Origin of the sequence: Candidatus Nitrospira nitrificans, assembly GCF_001458775.1 — a bacterium.
Lineage (GTDB): Bacteria > Nitrospirota > Nitrospiria > Nitrospirales > Nitrospiraceae > Nitrospira_D > Nitrospira_D nitrificans.
Genome location: NZ_CZPZ01000012.1, coordinates 66662 through 88932, shown reverse-complemented (window position 1 = coordinate 88932; position 22271 = coordinate 66662). Strand labels below are relative to the sequence as shown.

The 22271-nt window shown below is 57.6% G+C and carries 16 protein-coding genes; 3 read left to right on the top strand and 13 right to left on the bottom strand.

Going from position 1 to position 22271, the window contains the following annotated elements:
* Window positions 1-63 precede the first annotated feature (63 nt).
* The 8 genes from COMA2_RS08475 to COMA2_RS08440 form a co-directional block, all read right to left on the bottom strand.
* Window positions 64-588: a c-type cytochrome gene (locus tag COMA2_RS08475; protein WP_090896522.1), complete on the bottom strand. Its 525-nt coding sequence runs from the start codon at window positions 586-588 to the stop codon at window positions 64-66.
* Between the two features lie 42 nt (window positions 589-630).
* On the bottom strand, window positions 631-1518 hold the full coding sequence (gene ppk2 / locus COMA2_RS08470; RefSeq protein ID WP_090897354.1) for a polyphosphate kinase 2: 888 nt from the start codon (window positions 1516-1518) through the stop codon (window positions 631-633).
* Between the two features lie 177 nt (window positions 1519-1695).
* Window positions 1696-2055: a DsrE family protein gene (locus COMA2_RS08465; protein WP_090896519.1), complete on the bottom strand. Its 360-nt coding sequence runs from the start codon at window positions 2053-2055 to the stop codon at window positions 1696-1698.
* A 188-nt stretch (window positions 2056-2243) separates the two neighbouring features.
* Window positions 2244-3653, bottom strand: a complete 1410-nt coding sequence (locus COMA2_RS08460) for a c-type cytochrome (RefSeq protein WP_090896517.1) — start codon at window positions 3651-3653, stop codon at window positions 2244-2246.
* A gap of 11 nt (window positions 3654-3664) precedes the next feature.
* Window positions 3665-4081: an OsmC family protein gene (locus COMA2_RS08455; protein WP_090896515.1), complete on the bottom strand. Its 417-nt coding sequence runs from the start codon at window positions 4079-4081 to the stop codon at window positions 3665-3667.
* A 207-nt stretch (window positions 4082-4288) separates the two neighbouring features.
* Window positions 4289-5143: a c-type cytochrome gene (locus COMA2_RS08450; protein WP_245630945.1), complete on the bottom strand. Its 855-nt coding sequence runs from the start codon at window positions 5141-5143 to the stop codon at window positions 4289-4291.
* A 10-nt stretch (window positions 5144-5153) separates the two neighbouring features.
* A complete protein-coding gene (locus tag COMA2_RS08445; RefSeq protein ID WP_090896510.1) occupies window positions 5154-5372 on the bottom strand; it encodes a YgaP family membrane protein in 219 nt (72 codons plus the stop codon).
* Window positions 5373-5455: 83 nt separating this feature from the next.
* Window positions 5456-5845 (bottom strand): c-type cytochrome, encoded by a 390-nt coding sequence (locus COMA2_RS08440; RefSeq protein ID WP_090896507.1) that lies wholly within the window; start codon window positions 5843-5845, stop codon window positions 5456-5458.
* A gap of 403 nt (window positions 5846-6248) precedes the next feature.
* Here COMA2_RS08440 and COMA2_RS08435 point away from each other — a divergent pair, with 403 nt between their 5' ends.
* Genes COMA2_RS08435 through COMA2_RS08425 form a run of 3 tightly spaced genes read left to right on the top strand, consistent with a single transcriptional unit; the run spans window position 6249 to window position 18010 of the window.
* Entirely contained in the window at window positions 6249-15509 is a 9261-nt protein-coding gene (locus COMA2_RS08435; protein WP_090896504.1) for a non-ribosomal peptide synthetase, read from the top strand.
* Between the two features lie 34 nt (window positions 15510-15543).
* The gene (locus COMA2_RS08430) at window positions 15544-17211 is read left to right on the top strand and encodes a cyclic peptide export ABC transporter (protein WP_090896501.1); all 1668 of its coding nucleotides are present in this window, start codon (window positions 15544-15546) and stop codon (window positions 17209-17211) included.
* A gap of 4 nt (window positions 17212-17215) precedes the next feature.
* Window positions 17216-18010: a 4'-phosphopantetheinyl transferase family protein gene (locus tag COMA2_RS08425; RefSeq protein WP_090896499.1), complete on the top strand. Its 795-nt coding sequence runs from the start codon at window positions 17216-17218 to the stop codon at window positions 18008-18010.
* 57 nt (window positions 18011-18067) lie between these two features.
* On the opposite strand, the gene COMA2_RS08420 is transcribed toward COMA2_RS08425, so the two are convergent.
* From COMA2_RS08420 to COMA2_RS08395, 5 genes are all read right to left on the bottom strand, one after another.
* A complete protein-coding gene (locus COMA2_RS08420) occupies window positions 18068-18526 on the bottom strand; it encodes an OsmC family protein (protein WP_090896496.1) in 459 nt (152 codons plus the stop codon).
* Between the two features lie 99 nt (window positions 18527-18625).
* Complete coding sequence (locus COMA2_RS08415) at window positions 18626-19108, bottom strand: VIT1/CCC1 transporter family protein (protein WP_090896493.1); 483 nt, start codon at window positions 19106-19108, stop codon at window positions 18626-18628.
* Window positions 19109-19230: 122 nt separating this feature from the next.
* Window positions 19231-19938, bottom strand: coding sequence for an ABC-type transport auxiliary lipoprotein family protein (locus COMA2_RS08410; protein ID WP_090896492.1), 708 nt, complete (start codon window positions 19936-19938; stop codon window positions 19231-19233).
* Between the two features lie 149 nt (window positions 19939-20087).
* Entirely contained in the window at window positions 20088-21050 is a 963-nt protein-coding gene (locus tag COMA2_RS08405) for an MlaD family protein (RefSeq protein ID WP_090896491.1), read from the bottom strand.
* 166 nt (window positions 21051-21216) lie between these two features.
* The gene (locus COMA2_RS08395) at window positions 21217-22026 is read right to left on the bottom strand and encodes an ABC transporter ATP-binding protein (RefSeq protein WP_090896484.1); all 810 of its coding nucleotides are present in this window, start codon (window positions 22024-22026) and stop codon (window positions 21217-21219) included.
* Window positions 22027-22271: the final 245 nt, after the last annotated feature.

Genomic DNA, 22271 nt, shown 5'->3' with positions numbered 1-22271 from the left:
AAACCTCCAGGATTGATAAATGTTGGTGTTATTCCTATAGAGCGGTTCTCAGCCTCAAGACTCTCACTCATCTTTTCCGCCTTTGCGCCCGCGATGTCCCATGCCTTCTCTTTCACCCATCATGGGTCCCATACCCTGACCCCTCATGCCTGATCCATGTCTGCCGGCGAAGGTGCGCTCATATTGAATGAGGGCCCAGATCTCTTCATCGGACAAGACCTGCCCGAACCCGATCATGCCGGTGCCGGGCGAGCCATGTTTAATGACCCAGAAGAGTTCGCCTTCGGTGCGATGTCGCCAAAATCCGTGGTGCTTAAAATTGCGAGGCGCGGGATTCAGCTTGGCACCCCCCGGTCCTTTTCCGTCTCCGCCCACACCATGGCAGGTGAAACAGGTACCTTTGCCGTGGTACAGCGCTTTGCCCTGCTCAATGACTTCCGGAGAATTCGAGAGAGGGCTCGTGAGGGCACGGGCTTCAACCAGCTTATCCGCGGGCACTCTCGGTTGCATCATCCGTGGCTCTGCGGCACCGGCAGGAAGCGCACAGCAGATCGCGGCGACCAGGAAAGTCAACAGACTCGTCTTCATCCTCTTGTTCCTTTCGTCGGTGGGGCCGACTGCCTTCCGACATTACAGGTCCAGTTCCACCATCTTGCGGTGGAATCGCGTGATCACATTCGGATCGGGCGTCAACCTGATCTGCGCCTCTTCCTTTCCTTTATAGGGCAGCAGGTTCAGAACGTAGCGCAAGCTTTCCAGTCGCGCCGCCTGTTTGTCGTTCGCCTTGACGATGATCCAGGGGCTGTAAGTCGTGTGCGTCTTGCTGAACATCTCTTCCTTGCTGCGCGTGTAGGCATCCCACAACTCTTGAGCCTTCTCATCGACCGGGCTGAGCTTCCATTGTTTCAAGGGATTCTGACGTCTGGCTTCGAAGCGCCGGGCCTGCTCTTCCTTGGAAATGGAAAACCAGAACTTAATGATCGTCACGCCGTCTTCATAGAGCATGTGCTCGAATTCCGGAACCTGTTGCAGGAACCGTTGATGTTCCTTCTTGGTGCAGAATCCCATCACCGGTTCGACCACGGCGCGGTTGTACCAACTCCGGTCGAAGAACACGATTTCACCCCTGTTGGGCAGTTGGTGAATATACCGCTGGAAATACCACTGGCCCCGCTCTGCATCGGTCGGCTTCGGCAGAGCCACGACGCGCATGGCGCGAGGATTCAGATGTTCGGTGAACCGGCGGATCGTCCCGCCCTTTCCGGCCGCATCCCGTCCTTCGACCAAAATGGCGATACGCTTCCCGTCGCTCTGCACCCACCGTTGCAGCCTGACCAATTCGACCTGCAACTGTCGTAATTCCTGCTCGTACAATAGGGTCTTGCGCACTTCCTCGATATCGACGGCTTTGTTTTCGAGGAGCCTCAGAAACCCTTTCCTTGTATTGACTCTGCGGAGGTCATCCGCGGTCAAGGCGTAGCCCGGCTCGCCGATACGCCCAAGCCCTTGGGCGATCATGGCGCTGCGCGGGACCTGGTACCCGTCCCCCTCCCGCGGCACCCTCGTGGGAATCGTCTCCAGCCCATTCATATCTTCGTCGACCATTGCCGGATCTCTCCGCTCTTTCCGTTCTTTAGGCTTCCCGGCCGATTCCCCATCAGGTGCCATTCACGGCCTCCTTCTTTTTGCCTTCGATCAGAACATCACGTTTCGATCGCGCTCGGCCACAGCCTTGATGTAATCGGGCATCCCTTTGATCGAGGCGCCGGCTACTAAATCCCCTCCGCCGACCTGTCTGGCCACTGCACAGGCGCCGCACACCCAGATCGGCACACCAGCCGCCTGGACAGCGGCGAGCAGTTCTTTCAACGGGGTCAGGTTTACACCGGTGATATGATCAGCGACACCTTTCCGCCCCAAGGTGACGGCTTCGTTCCACAACCAGAGCACGACATCATGCCCTTGCTCTTTCGCCGTCTTCGCCGCCATGAACGGCAACGTCGCCATTGTGGGATCATCGGTTCCTCGACTACCTGAAATAATGAACGTCGCCATGCCTCAAACCTCCGTTGCTCGTATTTCGTGCGCGTAGCTCACACCTGCGATATGAGTTCCATGTTTCAAGTTTGAAGTTCCAAGTTGCTCGGAAAAATCTGAAACCTGGAATCTGAAACTTGAAACATCAAGCTGTCGGCCGATACGCTCGCCTCGCGGTGCTGCCGAAGCGGGCTTCACGTTTGGGACTATTTCGCCAAACTCCGGATGTAATGGATGAGTTGCCAGACCTGCTCATCCGGCAATGAGCCAAACGGCATCATGCCGGTTCCCGGAGAACCATTCTTGATGATCCAGAATAGCTGACCATCTGGAATAGCTTGCATCATCGCGCCGCATGTGAAATTTCGTGGCGGCGGCACTAAGGCCGCGCCCATCAACCCCTTGCCGTCTCCTTGCTCGCCATGGCACATGACGCATGCAACAGGCTGCGCGGTCTTGAGAAACAAGTCTTTCCCACCCTGAATTGCCCCCACGGACGACGAAAGCGGATTGGTCTTCGTCAGGAAGTCGTCCGGCGCCTTGGCCGTCTTGCGCGGCTGCACACAGGCACCGCCTTGAGCGCCACCACCCGCTGCGGCAACATCCGGTATTCCCTTGAATGTCACTTTCAAATAGGCGATCACATCCGCCACGCCCTGTTGACCGATCGTCAAATTCCAATACGGCATGTTCGGCGATTTGCCCACCGCCGGTCCGCCATGATTGATGACGTTGTAGAGGTATTCGCTCGGGAGCTTTTCGAATGGAATGTTGGCATGTATCGCCGGTTTGGGTTCCAGGCCGGAAGCCGCCGGTCCATCCCCTTTGCCCGTCGCGCCGTGACATTGCGAACAATACTCTTTATAAATCACTTTCCCTCGATCCACGCTGGCCATCTCGAATTCACGGCTCGTCCAGGGCTCGTAATACGTGAAGTCCTTCACGCCCTGCGCCATAAGGAACCCGATCACCGCGCGCAACTGTGGCTCTGTCGCGTCAGCCAGGAACTCGCCGCTGTGCGGCACGAAGTCCTGTGGGTTCAGACCGAAACGAAACAGCCAGTCCTTGTCGTATCGCTGGCCGGCATTCTGCAACGCGGCACTCTGCGGGCCGCCGATGAGCTTGCCGTTTTCCTCGATCGTGTGGCAGCCTAGGCAGGCATGGGCTTTATAGGCCATCCCGCCGAACGTCACATCGAACTTCGTCACTTTCGAGAGATCGAATGCGCCCACCGTCACGCGAGGATCTTTATTGTGTTCGGCAAAGTAATCCGCGAGCGCGTTCGCCTCCGACTCCGTGACCATCGGGTGCTTGGCCGAAGCCTGTGTCAGGTCCCACTTATATCCCTTCGCATAGAGCGGAGCTTCCTGACCGGTCAACCAACGAATGAGCCACGGCCGTTGGTACTTGCTGCCGGCCCATATCAAGTCAGGCGCGTGAAGCTTGAAACGCGAATCCGGCTGGCCTTCCAGCCGGTGGCATTGCACACAGGTCTGCTGGATGATGTTTTTCGCGCGCGCTTGATCGTTCCCGAACGACAATTGCGGGGACGACATGAGTCCCACCAACACGAGCGCGGCGCTTCCAACGACCGTCCGGATTCTCACATTCAACATCGCTGCTCCTTTCACCAGGGTTTCTCCGCACGAGGGTGGGGATTGAGTTCGATCGCCACGCCGGCAGGCACCGCGAGGGATTGATGCACTGTGCAGCCATGCGCGACCTTCAACAGGCGTTCCTTTTGGTCTGCGTTGATTCGATGGGGAAGATGGATTCCGATCTCGATACGACCGACACGGCGCGGAACTTCGGCCATCGTCCATTCCGCCTCGACCGTCAAGCCGTCTCGGGAGATGCCGTGCCGCCCACAGAATTGTCCGACGAAGTACGCGACACAACTCGCGACGGACCCGACAAAGAGTTCCACCGGACCCATTCCGGCATCCTGCCCTCCGTCCTCCACCGCCTGTTCGGTGATGATTCGATGTTGGCCGCTCACAATGTCGTATCGTGTCCCGCTGTGAAAGGTGGCCGTGAGTTTCATCAGAACGCCATCCTCGAAATCAGAAAAACCCGATCATGTGCGCATCATCCCCTCATCGCTTGCATCGACCCGGCGTTCCAGGTTTCAAGTTATGCGGAAACCTCAAAACCTGAAACTTGAAACCGTCGGCCGATGCGCTCGCCTCGCTTAGCAGCGAAGTTCCGCCACGTGGACGAGCGGACTTCACGAGAACGCTTCACGCGTCTGTCAGTAGGGTGCATCCGCCGGCTTGCCGCCCTTCGGCCAATCATGAATCTTGTCGGGAAAATCCGGTCGAGGCTGCGTATTGATATAGGCCGCCGCATCGATGGCTTCGTCGTCCGTCACCGTCCAGCCCCAGCCTCGCGGCATGTTGGCTTTGATGAACGAAGCCGCCACGCTGATTCGCGCCATGCCCGCACCGATGTTGTACGAACGAGGCCCCCACACAGGCGGTCCCGCCATGGTGCCTTGCCCGTCGGTACCGTGGCAGAAGACACACTTTTTCTCATAGACCTTTTTGCCGTGGAGAGGGTCAGGCTGATGGGTCGAGATGAGGCGTGGGATTCCTCGCCATGGGACCGCAACGCCGGGCGGCATATCCTGTGATAACCATGTGATGTACGCGACAATGGCCGTGAGCTTCACGCTGTCGGGCGGCAGAGGTTTTCCGTTCATGCTGCGTTCGAAACACTCGTTGATTCGATCGACCAGCGTCATCTGTCGGCCGGCTCGTTCACGATACTGTGGATAGAGAGTGGCGATACCGACGAAGGATGCGGAATTCGGGTTGAGCCCCGCATCTAAATGACAATTGGTGCAGTTGAGCGCGTTTCCAATATACCGTTTCCCATATTCCTGCGTGTCGGCAATCATCTTATAGCCCAGGCGAATCTGCTCGCCTCTCAGATCACCTGGAATCGTTTCGGGCGACGGCGGGACGAACAGCGCATCGACCGGCGACCCGGCGCTCCGACGAACAACCGCCTCCTCACTGTCCGTCACCCGTGGAGGCGGGACACAACTGATCGTCCCCGCCAGCATACTCACCAAGATGACGCCTGCCATGACCGGTCGGCTCACGGAGTTCGCCTCATTCCTTCATATCGGACGCCGAACAGTGTGTATTGATCCCGAACAACGCAAACAGCGGGCAATATCCCGCCGCGCCCGTGAGCAGCAGGATGACCCCCGCCGCAAGGGCTGTTCCCGCCACGGCAGTCGAAAGTCCCGCAAAGATGCCGATCATGACGGCCAGTAGCCCTGCTCCAATTCGTATAGATCGCTCAATCCCTCCGACATTACACGCCATGGCAGCCCCTCCTCATTGAACAATGGAGTTGATCATATCCCTGACACCCTCGTATGAGACAACTCTCTCCCATTGGATTCAACTTACGGTTGCCCACCGGACTCGACCCCGAATGTGCGCACATAGGCCAGGACATCCCAAATTTCCTCATCGGAGAGCGCATGTTTCCATGCACCCATGGCGGTATTGGGTTTTCCTCCATGAATTCGTCGAAACAATGTCCCATCGAGCCGACTCTGAACGGTGAGTGAAGTGAGGTCCGCCGGAGGTGGAACAAGTTTGATACCGAGTGCCCCCTTCCCGTCGATTCCATGGCAGCGGATGCAGGTGTTCGCATAGATTTCTCGTCCACTGACTGGATCACCCTCCTGTGTCGTGACAGCAAGCTCTTTCACGCCAAGATTGCTGAACCCCAGTCCGACCATACCGACTAAGATTGCGCAACAGGTTACCAGTGATCGCCTGATCTGCATCCGCACTCCCTTCGAAGCCAAACCTTGCGATCAATGTGCCATGGTCTCTTAACGGACCTAGGGAGTTTTCTCTTTATGTATCGACTGGTTGGATGGTTTTGCTAGGATGGAGCGCGCGATAGGGAGCTGAATTGGCGATAAATACCCCAGGACCTCCCCGCCTGCTGGCGCAAGATGCTACAGTCTGCACCGCTGAGCGTGACCGGTGCATCAGTTTGTTGATAGGGGTTCCTCGTCCAGGTACGAGCGCTCGCACGATGCGTGTGGTCTATTTCAGAACCGGTCGAAAAACGAGAACTTCTTTCCATTTATGATCAATCATTCTACTTTTGTACTCATCGATAGACGGATTTTGGGGAGCGGATATTCGTAGCGGTTCAAGGGCTGTCTGTGTCTCACCTCCATGTCTAAACTTCCTCCTCTGACGATCTACAACCTCTCTGATCTCTTCGAGCATCGATGCCGGCAACAGCCGGAGGAGCTTGCCTATGCGCTTCTTCGCGACAACCTCGAGATTGAAAGTCAGCTGACCTATGCTCAACTCGAAGGGACCGTGCACTCGCTGGCCGGCCGTCTCGCACACGTGGCTCGACCGGGAACCAGAGCCCTTCTGCTCTACCCTCAGGGACTCGATGCCGCCTGCGCTTTGTGGGCATGTGTCTATGCCGGTGTTGTGCCGGTTCCCGCTCCGGCTCCCGATCCCATCAGGCGGAAACATGCTCTGCCCAGACTGCGCAGCATTATCGAGGATGCCCAGGTGTCGCTGGTTCTCACGACTTCAAGCATCATGGCTCTGTCTTCGGAGCTTGCGATCGCCGACGAGGCGGGTCCGATCACGTGGATCGCAACAGATCAGCCCCACACTTCAGTCGATGCGGTTGAATCGCCACGGCCTCACAGGAACGCCCTGGCCTATCTGCAATATACTTCAGGATCGACGGCTACTCCTCGCGGTGTCATGATCAGCCAGGGCAATGTACTTGCTCACTGCAGGGCCTTGAGTCTGGCCGGAGGAGTGGCGGACAACAGCCGGTCCCTCTGCTGGTTGCCCTATTTCCATGACTATGGATTACTGCACGGAATCATCGCGCCGTTCTACGCCGGCATTCCCGCCTATCTGATGTCGCCCGTCACGTTCCTCCGGCGGCCATTACGCTGGCTCGATGCGGTGTCTCGATTTGGGATTACCCACAGCGGGGGACCGAATTTTTCCTATGAGGCTTGCCTCAGGGCTGCGCGCCAACAGACGGAGTGGCGAGCTGACTTGAGCACGTGGCTGGTCGCCAGTTGCGGCGCCGAACCCATCCATCCAAATACGGTCGAGCAGTTTATCAACACCTTTGGTCGATATGGCTTCCGGCGAACGACGTTTGCCCCGGCATATGGACTCGCTGAAGCCACGCTCTTGGTGACGGTGAAAAGGGCGGGAGCGGAGCCGAGCTTCTTGCACGTTGAGGCCGGCGCATTGGCCGACTCGATCGTCAAAGAGTCTCCTGCCTCAGCACAGGGCACGCGGACATTGGTCGGATGCGGGGAGCCTCTCGAAGAGACGCATGTACGGATTGTGAATCCTGTGACTCACGCCGAGTGCCCATCCGGCGTGGTGGGAGAGGTGTGGCTGGCCGGAACCGGGATCGGCACCGGATACTGGGGCAAACCAGAAGAAACAGACGCCACATTTAACGCCGCTCTCGCTGGGTCGAGTGAGGGTCCCTATTTACGAACCGGTGATCTGGGATTTCTCCGCCGCGGAGAACTGTTCCTGACCGGACGGCTCAAAGATCTGATCATCGTGCGTGGACGGAACTATTATCCCCATGATCTGGAGTGGTCGGCCCAGCAAGCACACCCCGGCTTGCGGCGAGGATATGGAGCGGCCTTCTCGATCGAGGACAAGACCGGAGAGCGTGTGGTGCTGGTCCATGAGATCGAGAAGCAGGTGCCTGAATCCGACCTGGCGGAGGTGGCGGGCTGCATCCGTCGCGCGTTGGCTGACGAATATGAACTCGAAATCCACGCGGTGGCGCTGATCAAGTCCGGCACGATTCCAAGAACCTCCAGCGGAAAAATTCAGCGAGGCGCCTGCAAAGCCGCCTTCGAGGCCGGCCGGCTCGCCGTCGTCGGATCGAGTACGCTGGAGTCCGATCGAAACGCTGAGACCGACGTGATATCGAGCGAGAGTCCACAAACCAGCGCCGAAACAAGGCTGGCCGAGATCTGGCAAGAGGTGCTTGGAGGACCCCTTCCGCACCGCCACGCGAACTTCTTCGCGCTCGGCGGCAATTCGCTCCTTGCCGCACAGGTCGTTGCGCGTATCCTCGACGTCTTCCACATTGAGCTCCCTCTCAGCGTGCTGTTCGAATGTTCGACCTTGTCCGCGCTGGCCGCTCGGATCGGTGAACCGAGCACGAGTCCGGATGACACGGACCGGGCCGCGGAGAGGCGTGGGGACGCAGGCAGCGACGGCGGGACTCGAATACCCCTCGTTCCGCATCCCTCGGCATCTACAAGAGAAGGCAGGATTCCGCTCAGTCCTTCTCAACAGCGACTGTGGTTCTTGGAGCAAGTGCATCCCGGGAGCGCGATCAACCATATTTCCATGAGCGCGCGCATCCGGGGGTCGGTCAACCCCGACGTGTTGGAGCGATCGGTGCGCGCCATCGCCGGTCGTCATGAGATTCTTCGAACTCGTTTCGAATCGGAGCGGGGCGAGGGATTTGCGGAAGTCTCCGGCGAGGCGATCGTCACAATAAGACGGCAAGATTTCCAAACATCGGACCCTGCGGACCAAGACATTCAGGTGCGGCAATTCCTACGGGCGGAGAGGAGCCACCCGTTCAACTTGCGCCAAGGGCCGTTATTCAGAGTGACCCTGCTGTCGCTTCAGCACGATGTGCATGTCCTGGCGCTGACATTCCACCGCCTCGTCGCCGACGGGTGGTCTCTCCGCATCTTCTGGAAGGAGCTGGCCCTTCTATGGGAAGCAGGTGGTGATGTTCAAAAGGCCCTACTGCCCACATTGACCGTTCAGTATGCGGACTATGCCGATTGGCAGAGAACCAGACTTGAGCAAGGCCTTCGTGAAGTCCATCGAGCCTACTGGATACGGCAATTGAGCGGCGCCCGGCCGCCCGTTGAGCTACCGATCGATCGTCAGCGGCCTCGCGTGCGCACGTTCGAGGGAGGCGCGCGGTCCCGATCGCTCTCCCCGGAGCTTTCAGCCGACCTCGATCATTTCTGCCAGCGCCAAAACCTCACGACGTTCATGGTGCTGTATGCCGTCTTTGCGACGTGGCTCCATCGTTACACCCAAGAGTCCGATGTCGTGGTTGGATCGATCGTGGCCGGCAGGCGTCGGAGAGAACTCGAAGACGTGATGGGATATTGCGTCAATACGGTGGCGTTGCGGGCTGAACTTTCGGATGGGCTGACAGGACAAGAGCTATTGAAGCAGATACGCCGTGTGGTGGTGCAGGCCTACGACCACCAAGAACTCCCGTTTGAAGAGGTGATCGAGGCGCTGTCGCTACAGCGTGAGCGGTCACTGTCTCCGCTCTTCAACGTGATGATCGTGTGTGAAGACGACCCCTTGGCCACGTTCACCGTCAAGGATCTTGAGGTCGCTCATCTCCCCTGGGAGCCGACGGCGTCGGAGTTCGACCTTGTGTTGATGGTGGTCAACAAGGCGGATGGCCTGGACTTGGCGTTTCTCCATGATTCCACGATTTTTGACGACTCGACGGTGGACCGAATGCTGGGACAGCTGGAGATCTTGCTTGAGGAATTCCTCAAGAAACCTGAGGCCCGTCTTGACCAACTTTCATTGCTGACCGCCGAGGAGAGACGGAACGTTCTCCTCACCTGGAACGAGCCGCCCTCCCCGGCTAGCGGTATCCATGCACTCATCGAGGCACAGGCGGAGCGGACTCCCCAGGCACCCGCTGTCACCTATGGAGACCAAACCCTCAGCTACCAAGAGCTGAATCGACGGGCAAATCAAGTGGCGCACGCGCTCCAGAAGTTAGGGGTCGGCGCGGACATCCCAGTGGGTCTTTGTGTCGAGCGCTCGGTGGAGGCCCTCGTGGGTCTCTTGGGCATTCTCAAAGCAGGGGGTGGGTATGTCCCCCTGGATCCATCCTCCCCCGGTCATCGCCTCCAACTCATGCTGGAGGACGCTCACATTTCCATCGTGGTCACGCAGGCGCATCTCCGTAACCATTTACATAGCTATCGCGGCCAGATCCATGATGTAGAAACCCTTTCTCTACCCACAGGAAACGGGGCGGACGAGGAGAACCCCGCGCGTTCCATTTCCCCGGATCAGCTCGCCTATATCATCTACACCTCGGGCTCGACGGGACAGCCCAAGGGTGTGGCCGTGACACACCGCAGTCTGGTGACCTCTCTTCATGCCAGGCTTCAGTACTATCCGGACCCGGTCTCCCGATTCTTGCTGACCTTCTCGCTGGCCTTTGATGGGTCTGTGACAGGCATCTTTTGGACGTTGCTGCACGGGGGGGAATTGGTTATTCCATCGGAAACCGCCCATCGCGACCCCACGGAGCTGGCGGCGCTCATCGAGCATCATCGCATCTCGCACGTCGTGTGGGTCCCGTCTTTGTACCATGCCGTGCTGGGCGAAACGTTGAGCGCTCAGCTGGACTCGCTTCGTGTCGTCATTACTGCCGGCGAGAGCCTGCCACTTGAACTCGTGCGACGACATTACCAGCTCCTGCCCCATGCCACGCTGTACAACGAATATGGCCCGACGGAATCCACGGTCTGGTGCAGCGTGTATCGCGCGACTCGTGAGGAAGCCGGAGCTCGGGTACCGATCGGTAAACCCATCGACCATATGCAACTCTATGTGCTGAATGCCGGTTTGCAGCCGATGCCCATCGGCGTGCCGGGAGAACTCTATATCGGAGGAGCGTGTTTGGCCCGCGGCTATGTCAACCAGCCGCAGTTGACCCAGGAGCGGTTTCTTGCGAATCCCTATGTAGCCGGCGCCAGACTGTATCGGACCGGTGATCTGGCTCGGTATCGCGCCGACGGCAACGTGGAATTTCTTGGACGGGTGGATCAACAAGTCAAGCTGCGTGGCTATCGCATCGAACTGGGGGAAATTGAATATGTGCTGAGTAACTTTCCGGGTGTGCATCACGCCGCGGTGCTGCTTCGTCAGGACAAACCGGATCAACACCGGTTGGTCGGCTATGTCGCCGGCGAGTCGTCGCTCAGGGAAAAGCTCGACCAGGTTCGCGGTCATCTGGCGACTCGACTCCCACACTATATGGTGCCATCCGTCGTTCTGTGGCTCGACACGATGCCGCTCAGCGCCACCGGAAAAGTGAATCGCCATGCGCTTCCCGCTCCGGAACACACAACCGGTCAAGCGTCCGCCAGAATGGCTCCGAGAAATCAGGTCGAGGAATCCCTGGCCGAGTTGTGGAAATCCGTGCTTCAAGTCCCGGAGGCCGGCATTCACGATCATTTCTTCGAGCAGGGAGGCCACTCGCTCCTGGCGACCCAGCTCGTCTCCAGAATCCGTGAACTCTTCGAGGTTGATATCTCGCTTCCGGCGCTGTTTGAGCGACCGACGATTGCGGCATTGGCCGAAGAAGTGGCGCGATCGCGCCAGAGGGAGCAGGCGTCCGTAATGCCGCCGATCATTCCGTTGCCCAGAGATCAGCCGCTCCCTCTGTCCTATTCTCAACAACGCATGTGGCTGATGTATCAGCTGGCTCCAGAGAGCACGGCCTATAACATGCCGTTTGCGTCGAGACAGATGGGACGGCTCAATAAATCAGCCCTTCGGAGCACGATCGACGCCATTTGTCACCGCCATGAGGCTTTTAGAACGACGTTCATGATGAAGGGTGAGGGACCGGTCCAAACGATCCACGCCTTTCGCCCTCCCCATTGGGTGGAAGTAGATCTTACGCAGCGGCCTCTCGAACAACGGCAACAGGAAGCGATTCGGCTTGTGGAGGAGGAAGCCAACCAGCGGTTCGACCTTGAGAAAGGCCCGCTGGCGCGGTTCCTCTTGATCGAAATCGAGCCGGAGGACCATGTGTTGGTGCTCACGATGCACCATATCATCGGAGACCAGTGGTCATTCGGAGTCCTCGGCCATGAGTTTGCGTTCTTCTACAATGCCTTTTCACGAGGCGAACTTCCTTCTCCAAAACCGATCCCTCTTCAGTATGCCGACTATGCAGCGTGGCAACGACGCTCTCTGACCGACGACTGGCTCAGCGCGCAATCGGCGTATTGGCAGAAGAAGCTGGCCGGTCTGTCCAAGCTCTCGTTGCCGATTGATCATCCACGACCCGTCGTACAAACATTTAATGGCTCCCACAGCATGCTGGAGTTGCCCACGTCGTTGATTGAACGGCTGAAGCAATTCAGCGCGGAACACAATGCGACGGTGTTCATGACCCTGTTGGCTTGCTTCCAGATTCTCTTGCGTCGCTATTCCGGCCAAACCGACGTGGCCGTCGGCTCTCCCATCGCCAACCGAACTCAATCCGCGGTCGAGTCGATCATCGGCTCGTTCGTCAATACACTCGTTCTCCGTACCGATCTCTCCGGCGATCCGACGTTTATCGAGTTGATGACCCGGGTGCGAGAAACGGCGTTGGAGGCCTATACCAATCAGGACTTCCCGTTCGACAAATTGGTCGAGATCATGCACTCCTCTCGCGACCAGAGCTCTGCCCCCCTGGTGCAGGTGCTCTTCAATGTCCCGAATGCTCCGATCGGGGAGATCAACGTCCAAGGGTTGAGTTGGGTGCCGTTCGAGGTGGAGACGCAAGCCGCGCAATTCGACCTCAGTTTGACGATCGAGACGGAGTTCTCCCGCAGGGCCTATCTGACGTTCAATACCGATCTCTTCGAGCATCAGACCGCTGAACGGATGCTGGGACAGTATAAGCTCCTCCTCCAGAGTGCATTGGCCAATCCTCAGAGCAAGCTGTCCGAGCTCCCGACCGTGACGGCGTCCGAGCGCCGACAGATGTTACAAGAGTGGAACCGCACGGAAAGAGAGTATCCACAGTCTGAGTGTTTTCCTCAGCTGTTTGAAGCTCAGGTCAAGCGGACGCCCGACGCCGTTGCGTTGTCGATGGGACAGAAGGCACTGCGGTACGCTGAGCTCAATGCCAAGGCCAATCAGCTGGCAGGCTATCTGCGAGCCCTGGGCGCCAAGCCTGGCGTAACGGTGGGTATTGGGCTCGATCGATCCTTGGAGATGGTCATTGCGTTGCTGGCCGTGCTTAAGACCGGCGCGGCCTATGTGCCTCTCGACCCTGAGTTTCCACGAGATCGACTCCGGTATATGTCGGAGAACGCCTCCCTCGCCGTCGTGCTGACATCCGCTTCCCTCGCCGATCGGTTTGATGCCCAGGTCTGCCACTTGCTGTGCCTGGACCGCGAGGAGGAGCGCATCGCGCAGGAAGCAGACGACAATCTAGGGCCGATCGCGACGCCTCACGACCTGGCGTATGTTCTGTATACATCCGGTTCCACAGGACAGCCCAAGGGCGTGGAAATTCCGCACCGCGCCCTTGTGAACTTCTTGAGTTCGATACTGCGAGAGCCGGGATGCGCCGCTCACGATATCATGCTCTCCGTTACGACGATCTCCTTCGATATCTTCGGCTTGGAACTCTATGCGCCGTTGCTGGCCGGCGCCCGTGTCGAGATCGCCGGTCGAACGGTTGCGATGGACGGACGACAATTGCGTGATCTCTGTGAAACTGTCCAGCCGACGATCATGCAAGCGACCCCTGCCACATGGCGCATGCTGATTGAGACAGGATGGCGGGGCAGTAACAGGCTGACGGTACTCTGTGGAGGGGAGGCTCTTCCTTCGGATCTTGCGGCGTCATTGCTGGAGCGGAGCGTTGCCTTGTGGAACATGTATGGTCCGACTGAAACCACGATTTGGTCCACGATCGAGAAAATCGAACGGACTGATCGAGAGATCACCATCGGTAGACCAATTGCCAATACGGATGTGTATATCTTGGATCAATTCCTGCAACCGGTTCCGATCGGAGTTTCCGGTGAGCTCTATATCGGAGGCCATGGGCTGGCCCGGGGCTATCGGGGAAGGCCTGACTTGACGGAAGAGCGGTTCATCCCTCATCCATTTTCTCAGAAGCCTCTTGCGAGACTCTATCGAACGGGAGACTTGGCGCGGTATCGCCCGGACGGACGCATCGTGCATCTCGGTCGATTGGATCACCAGGTCAAGATCCGAGGGTATCGGATCGAATTGGGTGAGATCGAGACGGCGCTGAGCCGTCATCACGCTGTCCGTCAGACCGTCGTTACCGCGCGGGATGATCGGCAAGGCACGAAGCAGTTGGTGGCATATGTGGTCTGCCATGATGGCCATGGTCCAAACCAACAAGAACTTCGCTTATTTCTTCGATCCGAGATTCCGGAGTATATGGTCCCCTCTCTCTTTGTCTTTCTGACGGCCCTACCCTTGACGGCCAATAACAAGGTCGACAGGAACGCGTTGCCGTCGCCGGCCTCCTCGCTCGCCGATGGGCAGGTTCACAGTGGTCCCCGTGATCGAACGGAAGTTCAACTCACAGCCTTGTGGCAGCAGGTATTAGAAGTCCAAAAAGTCGGGATCCACGACAACTTTTTCGATCTCGGCGGCCATTCACTCAAAGCCGCCCACCTCTTTTTTCTTCTCGAACAGGTGTACGGAAGACGCCTTCCGCTCGCAATGTTGTTTCAAGCGCCGACCATTGCGGAGTTCGCGTCCAAACTTTCACAGGAGCAGTGGACACCGTCATGGCAATCGCTTGTCGCCATGCAGCCGAGCGGAAACGCCATACCGATATTCATGGTGCCCGGAGTAGGGGGTAATGTCTTGGTCTTTGCTCAGATGGCAAAGCTGCTGGGTCCGGATCAGCCGTCCTACGGATTACAGGCACGAGGACTGGACGGGAAAGAGGCGCCGTTTACATCGGTGCCGGAGATGGCGAACCATTATCTTGCAGAAATCCGCAGCATTCACCCCAACGGTCCCTATATCATCCTTGGTAGCTGTACCGGTGGACTGATCGCGTACGAAATGGCGAGGCAACTGATCAGGCAAGGGCAATCCGCCGCACTGGTAATGATGGATACCTGGCATCCCTCCTCCTATCGTCCACATCGTTATAGATGGCCGAAGAGGGTTGGGCTGCCCCTGTTTATGCTGTGGAGAACGATGAGTACTATTCGCAGGCTCTTCAGTTTGCCCGTCAAAGACTGGAGCTCATTTATCAAGCATAAACACGAGAGACTCAAGTCGCTGTCACGAAGCGAAACCCCTCACGATGACTTGGCTGCCAATTTCCAAGTCGAACGTGTAACCCGAGCCACGCTCCAAGCTGTGGCTCGCTATGCCGTTCGCAAATATCCCGGTCGTATTCTCAATATCGTGGCGTCGAAGCGGCATGTAGCCGAGACGGTGACGGATACCCGTCATGTCTGGCCGGAGTTCGGCGGCGCAGGGAGCAAGGCCGTGCAAGTGGCAGCGACCAATTCAGGACAGCTCCTTGTCACACCGCATGTTGAAGAGGTGACCAAGCACCTCCGGGCCTTCCTTGCCGAGGATACTCACAACAAGTCAGCTCCGTTGGCGAACGTCATTTAGGTGTGTACTTCCAATCTCCTTTCCTGGTGAGGCGATGCCCTTCGGACGATTTCTCCGCTTTATCGTGCAACGGTCGAGTTCCATGGCTTGGCTCATGCTCGGTGTCGGGGTTCTGTCCGGACTGTTGAGCGCCGGAGTCTTGGCGTTCATCAATTATGTTCTCCATCATCCCTCCGACCATTCTCCTCTTGTAGTGCTGGGGTTCGTCGCTCTTGTCGCCGGCAAGATTCTGGCCCACCTCGGATCACAGGTTTTACTCGTCCGCTTTTCACAAGACACAATTCTGGATCTCTCATTGTCGCTCTGCGCAAAGATTGTGCGGGCTCCGTTGCTTCGTTCCGAGCAACGAGGAGCCTCGCATATTCTAGTTACCTTGACGGATGACGTCAGTTGGGTCACATGGGCGATCCAATGTTTCCCGAATTTCCTCATGAACGGAGCGCTCGTGTTGGGCTGCGGAATCTTCCTTGCTTGGTTGTCCTGGAGCGTATTCCTAGGAGTGCTCGGAGTCGCTGTCGTGAGCGTCCTCGTACATCAGTGGTTGCACACCAGTGTCCGCAACATCATTGCCGCATCCCGGGATGCAAGAGCCGAGCTGTTTCAACGATTTCGCTCGCTCACCGATGGACTGAAGGAGCTGCTGATGCATCGGGCTCGGCGACGGGAGTTTATAGAGGAGGACGTACGAGGAGCGGCAGAACTCTACCGAAAGACGAATCTGGAAGCGACGCGAATACAAGCCCTGCTTGGAGCCTGGAATCAGGTCTCCCTCTACTTCCTCATCGGGTTCATTATATTCCTCTTTCCATCTTTTGGGCTCATTTCTCCTGAGGCGCTTACCGGATACATCGTCGCCATGATCTATATGATGGGTCCCATTTCAACGATCATCAGCGTCGCACCGACGCTCGAGCGCGGCCAAGTGGCATTGGAAAATATTGAACGATTGGGTATATCACTGGACGTCAGTCCGGAGGACCTCCGGACGAGCGACGTAGTGGACCCAGAGCCGGGGATCCCTCCGATCGTGCAATGGACCGATGTCGTCTTTTCTTACGGAGCGGACAATGGGGCCGACACGCCCTTCACCCTGGGCCCCATCAGTCTAGAGTTATGTCCGGGCGAATTGGTGTTCATCATCGGAGGGAATGGAAGCGGGAAATCCACCCTCGTGAAAGTGCTGTCAGGGTTATATCAACCCGTGCGGGGAGACATACGACTGGCCGGCACAACGATCACCGATGAAAATCGAGAGTGGTACCGTGAACACTTCTCAGTCATATTTTCCGACTTTTACCTCTTCAAAAAGCTTCTCGGCCAATCAGACTCTCATGTCCAGAGGCTCGCCCCCCAATATTTGCGATTGCTGCATTTGGATCAGAAAGTCACGGTACGCGATCGCGCCTTCTCGACCCTCGATCTCTCTCAAGGGCAACGCAAGCGGTTGGCGCTTGTGACGGCCTACCTGGAGGATCGCCAGATTTATGTGTTCGATGAATGGGCGGCGGATCAAGACCCACAGTACAAGGAAGTGTTCTACAAGACATTGCTTCCTGACCTGCGTGCGCGAGGGAAAACGGTTATCGTTATTACTCACGATGATCGCTATTTCCACCTCGGCAACCAGATCATTAAACTGGATGACGGGAAGGTTGTGGAGCATGTGAGGACGGGAAAAGAGAGGCTTCGCTCTCAAGGATGACGGCATGATGTCGGATATGTGCATTCAGGACGGCCCTGCGCTGATCTCGTTCCACTCACTTGAGCGTGTTGCCGATACAAATCGGCGCCATCCGATCCGCCTTGCACCGAACACTGTTCATCTGTGGGGGATTGAGCTTGAAGGATCGCGGCGCTGTCTGGAGCGATGCAGGGGCTGGTTGGATGAAGTCGAGCGGCGCCGAGCGGCGCGCCTTGTTCGGGAGGATACCCGGCAGCGTTATGTGCTGGCTCACGGAGGCCTGAGAGCAGTGTTGAGCAGGTACCTTGGAGTCAGTCCGGATGTGGTCCCCTTGGATCGCAGCGCAACGGGCAAGCCTTCCCTGACGAAGGAACTACGAAATCGGTCGGCGATCACGTTCAATTTGTCCCATGCCCATAACCGCGCGCTGATTGCGGTTTCACAAACACAGGAGATCGGTGTCGACCTTGAATTCATCCGATCGGACGTCGAAGTCGCGAAACTATCCGAGCGCTATTTCACTCGCGACGAACATACGGCGATCATGCAGGCTGGAGAGGAGCAGCGCGCCTCGAGATTCTTCCGCTACTGGGTTGCGAAAGAGGCGCTGCTCAAGGCCCAAGGCATCGGCCTCCGGGGGCTGTCCGACTGCGAGATCCGCCTTGAGACGGACGGAGACGATAGAGAAGTTCGTACCCGATTGGGCGCTCAGTTCCCCGATACGTTGCGGGTTCGCCTTCTCCCTTGTGAAAAGGGATGGGAAGCCGCGGTGGCTGCTCAGAGGCTAGACTCGGTTCAACAGTGTTGCCTCAAGCAGTAGGAACCTCTCTGTTAACCGGACCTCACGATTTTACGCTTTTACGCACAGACAAAAGCCTCAAGGGCAAGTTGTTCCGCGGAGCCGGCGAATGACCGGATCCAAGGTCACGTGGGCTTTCATCGAGTTGGAAATCAGACAATTCCGTTCCGCTTTTTCAATCAATTCCTTGGCCTTGTCCGCATCATCCCCGGACTTCAGGGTGATGATAGGCCTGATCGCGATGGTGGTGAATTGAAATTTTCCCTCCACCAACTCCAACCGACCTTCCGCCGCGCTTTCATAGGTGGAGAACGCGAGGCCGGCTCGCTCCGCCACAGCGAGAAACGTCGTCATCAAACAGATGTTGGCGGACGCCACGAAGAGATCCTCGGGAGACCAAATGCCCTCATGGCCCTTGAACTCCGGAGGAGTCGCCACCTGCACATCGGGTTTTCCCTCGCAAGCGATCACGCCCTTGCGCTGTTCCGTCCACTTCACTGAGGTTTGATACAGATATACTTTACTCTTTTGTTCCATTCGTCCTCCTAGACTCTTGTGATGAGTCACGACCATTGGTTACGGCATTCCTGGCCGCGCATCGCATGAACATGCTTCGTCGCTCTTCTGCCTGTCCCCTCATTCCGTTTCCACAAAGCCTTTCATCCAATCGCCGACCACATGCGTGATCATGACCACACAGAGAGCGATAAAGAGATGTTCGCCGATCACCTTCCAGGGCGCAACGGCCTGCGCTCGTGCGATGAAGAAGCTCAGGGCCGTGAGCAAGAGCAGCCCCCAGGCCATGCTGATAATAATCGCCTGATCGAGCGGAGCGAATATGACCGGCATGACGAAGGTGACCGAGACCACAAATTTCGCCGCGAAGGTGGCGAGTGTGGCTTCCCAGACCTGGCTCACCGAACCGCTGTTCTTCGACTCTTCGGACACATGGATGCCGAGGGCATCCGACATGGCGTCGGCGACGGCTATGGTCAGGATTCCACCGATCACGATGGTGCGCGAATGCGTTCCCGAGTGCAGTCCCACCATCAGCCCGAGCGTGGTGATGACCCCCGACGTTAATCCGAAACTGATCCCGGTTTTCCAGGAGGTTTTCATGCCGGTACAGCGACTCGATCAGCCCGGAAAATCAGAACATCGGCCGGAACATCGCGGATGGCCCCGTCTGATAATTTGGACTTCCAGGCATCATGGGTACGGTCGTCCCTCATGGATGCTCTTCAGGAGGCGGGAGTCCTGCCCTTTCCCTTCGGTCTTGCAAGCACCCGATTAACGGCGGCATCCGGCGAGTGCCGAACACATTCTCCAAGCCACGAGGTAATCTGATCAAGCAGCGCCGCGACCGCGCGATTAGCGGCTTGGACCCCGCCGTAGGGATTCTCGCTCGCGGCGTTCTCCACGACCTCGAAAACCCGCGCGCTCAGGATCGTCGACTCTTTCAGGTCGACCAGCTGCGCCCGGATCATCACCCTCATGCGACTGGGTTGCTGGAGAAACTCCTGCTGCAACAGAAATCCGTGCGTATCGAGACGATAGTCCCCAGGGATCGAGCTCGGCAGTGAAATCACCGCGCGCCACGCATCCTTCTGATCGAGTGCCTGAACCATCAACGGAGTGAACATGCGCACCGGCGTATCGGCCCATTGATTCAGCGCATAGTACTCCAGTTCGTGCGGCCGCTTGACATACACCATGCGCTGCGTCTCGAATCCCGGCTCAGCTTGAGACTGGCTCACCAGCAGCACCGGACCGTCAAGCTTGCCGAGACGGGCTTCGTTGGGCCTCCCATCAAGGCTTAACTGGTAGGTATGGATCTCCGAAGAGTCCGTTCGAGGCGACAGGCAACCGGCCGTCATCGCGACCAACAAGGCGCAAACCGCCGTCTGTACCAACTGAGCCTTCATCTCCCAGCCTTTCCTGTCATTCATTCCTTCGATCCTGAGTTCCAGGTTTCAAGTTTAAAGTTTCAAGTTGTGCAGAAACCAAAAAACTCAAACCCGAAACATGAAACCTGAAACATGAAACTTCAAGCCGTTGTCTGATACGTTTCACGCTCGATCCTTCATGCTTTTCACGATTATTCCCCCGGTCCACGCGCCGGCGTCTTTTTCCCGAACACCAGAGAGCTCGGTTCTCGCTCCAATTCCCGCGCCACGCGAGACAGTGTTCCCGTGAGCTGCCGCAACTCTGTCACCAGCAAGCCGGCTTCGGGCAGGGTCCGTCTCGTGAACTGCTGCAGCTCGGGTCTGGCTTCGTTGACCACCGTCCCCACCGTCTTGCTGGTACGAGCCAGTTCATCGGTCGCCGTCCCCAATGCAACGACACTCTTGTTGATCCCTGCCAGCAACGCCGGAACCTGTTCGTTCAAGGACGCGGTCAGCTTGACCAGGTTGTCGGCGCTCTTGGCCGCGCCGTTCAAGCTTTGTTCAATCTGGGTCCTGTGGGCCGCGATGGTCTGGGCCACATCAGAAAGATCCTTGATCGTTTTCTTCAGGGTCGTGCGATTCTCTTCGTCGAGGATCTTTGCCGCTCCTTTTGCCGCGGTGTCAAGATCGACCAACAATTGGGCCAAGCCTTCTTCCGAGAGCAAGCGAGAGACGGCTTCATCCAAGCGGAAGAAGAGGGACGTGCCCGTCTTGATGACCGGATAGGCTTGTCCGTTCTGGGCCTGCAACGAAGGCGCATCTCGACTGCCTCCGGTCAAATTGATCGTGGCCAGGCCAGTGAGCCCCTGCGTCTGGAGCACGGCTATCGTGTCGGTCTTGATCGGCGTCCCGCGCGCAATGTCCATCGTCAGCAGAACTTCCTCCGGATTATCAGGACTCAGGGCAATCGCCTTGACCCGGCCCACATCAACACCACGATATTTGACAGTGGAGTCGACGCTCAATCCCGCGACCGACTCCTTCATATAGGCCTCGTATCGGTCGTAGGTGCCGCGGTAATCGGTCTTCCCTAGCCATAAAATGCCGACGAGGACAGCCGCCCCGAGAAACGCGACGAACGATCCGACCAGGATATAGTTGACTTTGGGTTCCATTTAGATGCCTTTTTGGTATCTCATTGCTCCGACCTTGTATCTCATGAAGCGTCGTTCGTTCCTTCGATCCCGAGTTTCAGGTTTCAAGTTTAAAGTTTCAAGTTGTGAAGAAAACGCCTCAACCTGAAACGTGAAACTCGAAACCTCAAGCCGTTGGCCCATATGTTCACGTTTCACGTCTTTCATGGTTCCACGCCGCCTGTTCGCTTGCCGCCCTTCCACGTGGGCCACGGAAGTATTCACGGATAATGGGATCGTCTGATCGGGACAACTCCTGCATGGTTCCGATACCCAAAACCTTTCCACACCCGAGCACTGCCACGCGATTGGCGATCCGCCACAGTGAATCCAGATCATGTGTCACCATCACCACCGTCAGCCCCAAAAGGCTTTTCAATGAGAGCACGAGATCGTCGAATCCTGCGGCGATGATCGGGTCGAGCCCGGCGGTCGGCTCGTCGAGAAACAACAATTCCGGATCCATCACAATCGCTCGGGCGAGCGCAGCTCGTCTTCGCATACCTCCGCTGAGTTCATTGGGATACTTCTCGGCACTCTCCGGCGGCAACCCCACCATGGCAATCTTGGCGGCGACAATATCACGGATCAGTGCCTCGCTCAGGGTCGTATGCTCGCGCAGCGGCACGGCGACATTCTCCGCCAGGGTGAACGAGCTGAACAACGCGCCATGCTGGAACATCACCCCGAACCGGCGATGAATCGGTCGGCCGTTGCCTTCTTCGAGCTGCCGACTGTCTACCCCAAGGATTCGGATCGTTCCGGCCGAGGGCGTGATCAGGCCGATGATCTCTCGTAATAACGTGGTCTTGCCGCACCCATTGCCGCCGGCAATCGCGAAAATTTCCCCCCGGTGAATAGACAGACTGACGTCCTCATGCACGACGGCCTGTCCGAACTTTGTCGCGACGCGGCTCACGTCGATCACCGGTATCTCAATGTTCGTAGCCGACCGCATCAGAAACCACCTCTCACACTGGCATGCATACTCTCTGATGCCTACGTTCTCACCCAGCCCCGGTAACGAGCCCGCTTCGCCAACTCATCGAGGCGAGCTCGCCTCGCGCCTGCGTCGACGCCCGGCGCGGCGAGCGAAGAGACGGAGGCGTACGCTTCGGTACGTTGAGCCTCTAAGCGATGCGACCTGCCTCGCGAAGCCGCTTCGGCAAGCCGGGGAACGCCGCTGGCGGACTTTTTCAACAC

Coding starts and splice junctions, on each gene's coding strand:
- COMA2_RS08420 (WP_090896496.1), bottom strand. CDS start 18,526: ATGGAACAAAAGAGTAAAGTATATCTGTATCAAACCTCAGTGAAGTGG.
- COMA2_RS08435 (WP_090896504.1), top strand. CDS start 6,249: ATGTCTAAACTTCCTCCTCTGACGATCTACAACCTCTCTGATCTCTTC.
- COMA2_RS08415 (WP_090896493.1), bottom strand. CDS start 19,108: ATGAAAACCTCCTGGAAAACCGGGATCAGTTTCGGATTAACGTCGGGG.
- COMA2_RS08440 (WP_090896507.1), bottom strand. CDS start 5,845: ATGCAGATCAGGCGATCACTGGTAACCTGTTGCGCAATCTTAGTCGGT.
- COMA2_RS08455 (WP_090896515.1), bottom strand. CDS start 4,081: ATGAAACTCACGGCCACCTTTCACAGCGGGACACGATACGACATTGTG.
- COMA2_RS08475 (WP_090896522.1), bottom strand. CDS start 588: ATGAAGACGAGTCTGTTGACTTTCCTGGTCGCCGCGATCTGCTGTGCG.
- COMA2_RS08445 (WP_090896510.1), bottom strand. CDS start 5,372: ATGGCGTGTAATGTCGGAGGGATTGAGCGATCTATACGAATTGGAGCA.
- ppk2 (WP_090897354.1), bottom strand. CDS start 1,518: ATGATCGCCCAAGGGCTTGGGCGTATCGGCGAGCCGGGCTACGCCTTG.
- COMA2_RS08430 (WP_090896501.1), top strand. CDS start 15,544: ATGCCCTTCGGACGATTTCTCCGCTTTATCGTGCAACGGTCGAGTTCC.
- COMA2_RS08425 (WP_090896499.1), top strand. CDS start 17,216: ATGATGTCGGATATGTGCATTCAGGACGGCCCTGCGCTGATCTCGTTC.
- COMA2_RS08460 (WP_090896517.1), bottom strand. CDS start 3,653: ATGTTGAATGTGAGAATCCGGACGGTCGTTGGAAGCGCCGCGCTCGTG.
- COMA2_RS08405 (WP_090896491.1), bottom strand. CDS start 21,050: ATGGAACCCAAAGTCAACTATATCCTGGTCGGATCGTTCGTCGCGTTT.
- COMA2_RS08465 (WP_090896519.1), bottom strand. CDS start 2,055: ATGGCGACGTTCATTATTTCAGGTAGTCGAGGAACCGATGATCCCACA.
- COMA2_RS08395 (WP_090896484.1), bottom strand. CDS start 22,026: ATGCGGTCGGCTACGAACATTGAGATACCGGTGATCGACGTGAGCCGC.
- COMA2_RS08410 (WP_090896492.1), bottom strand. CDS start 19,938: ATGAATGACAGGAAAGGCTGGGAGATGAAGGCTCAGTTGGTACAGACG.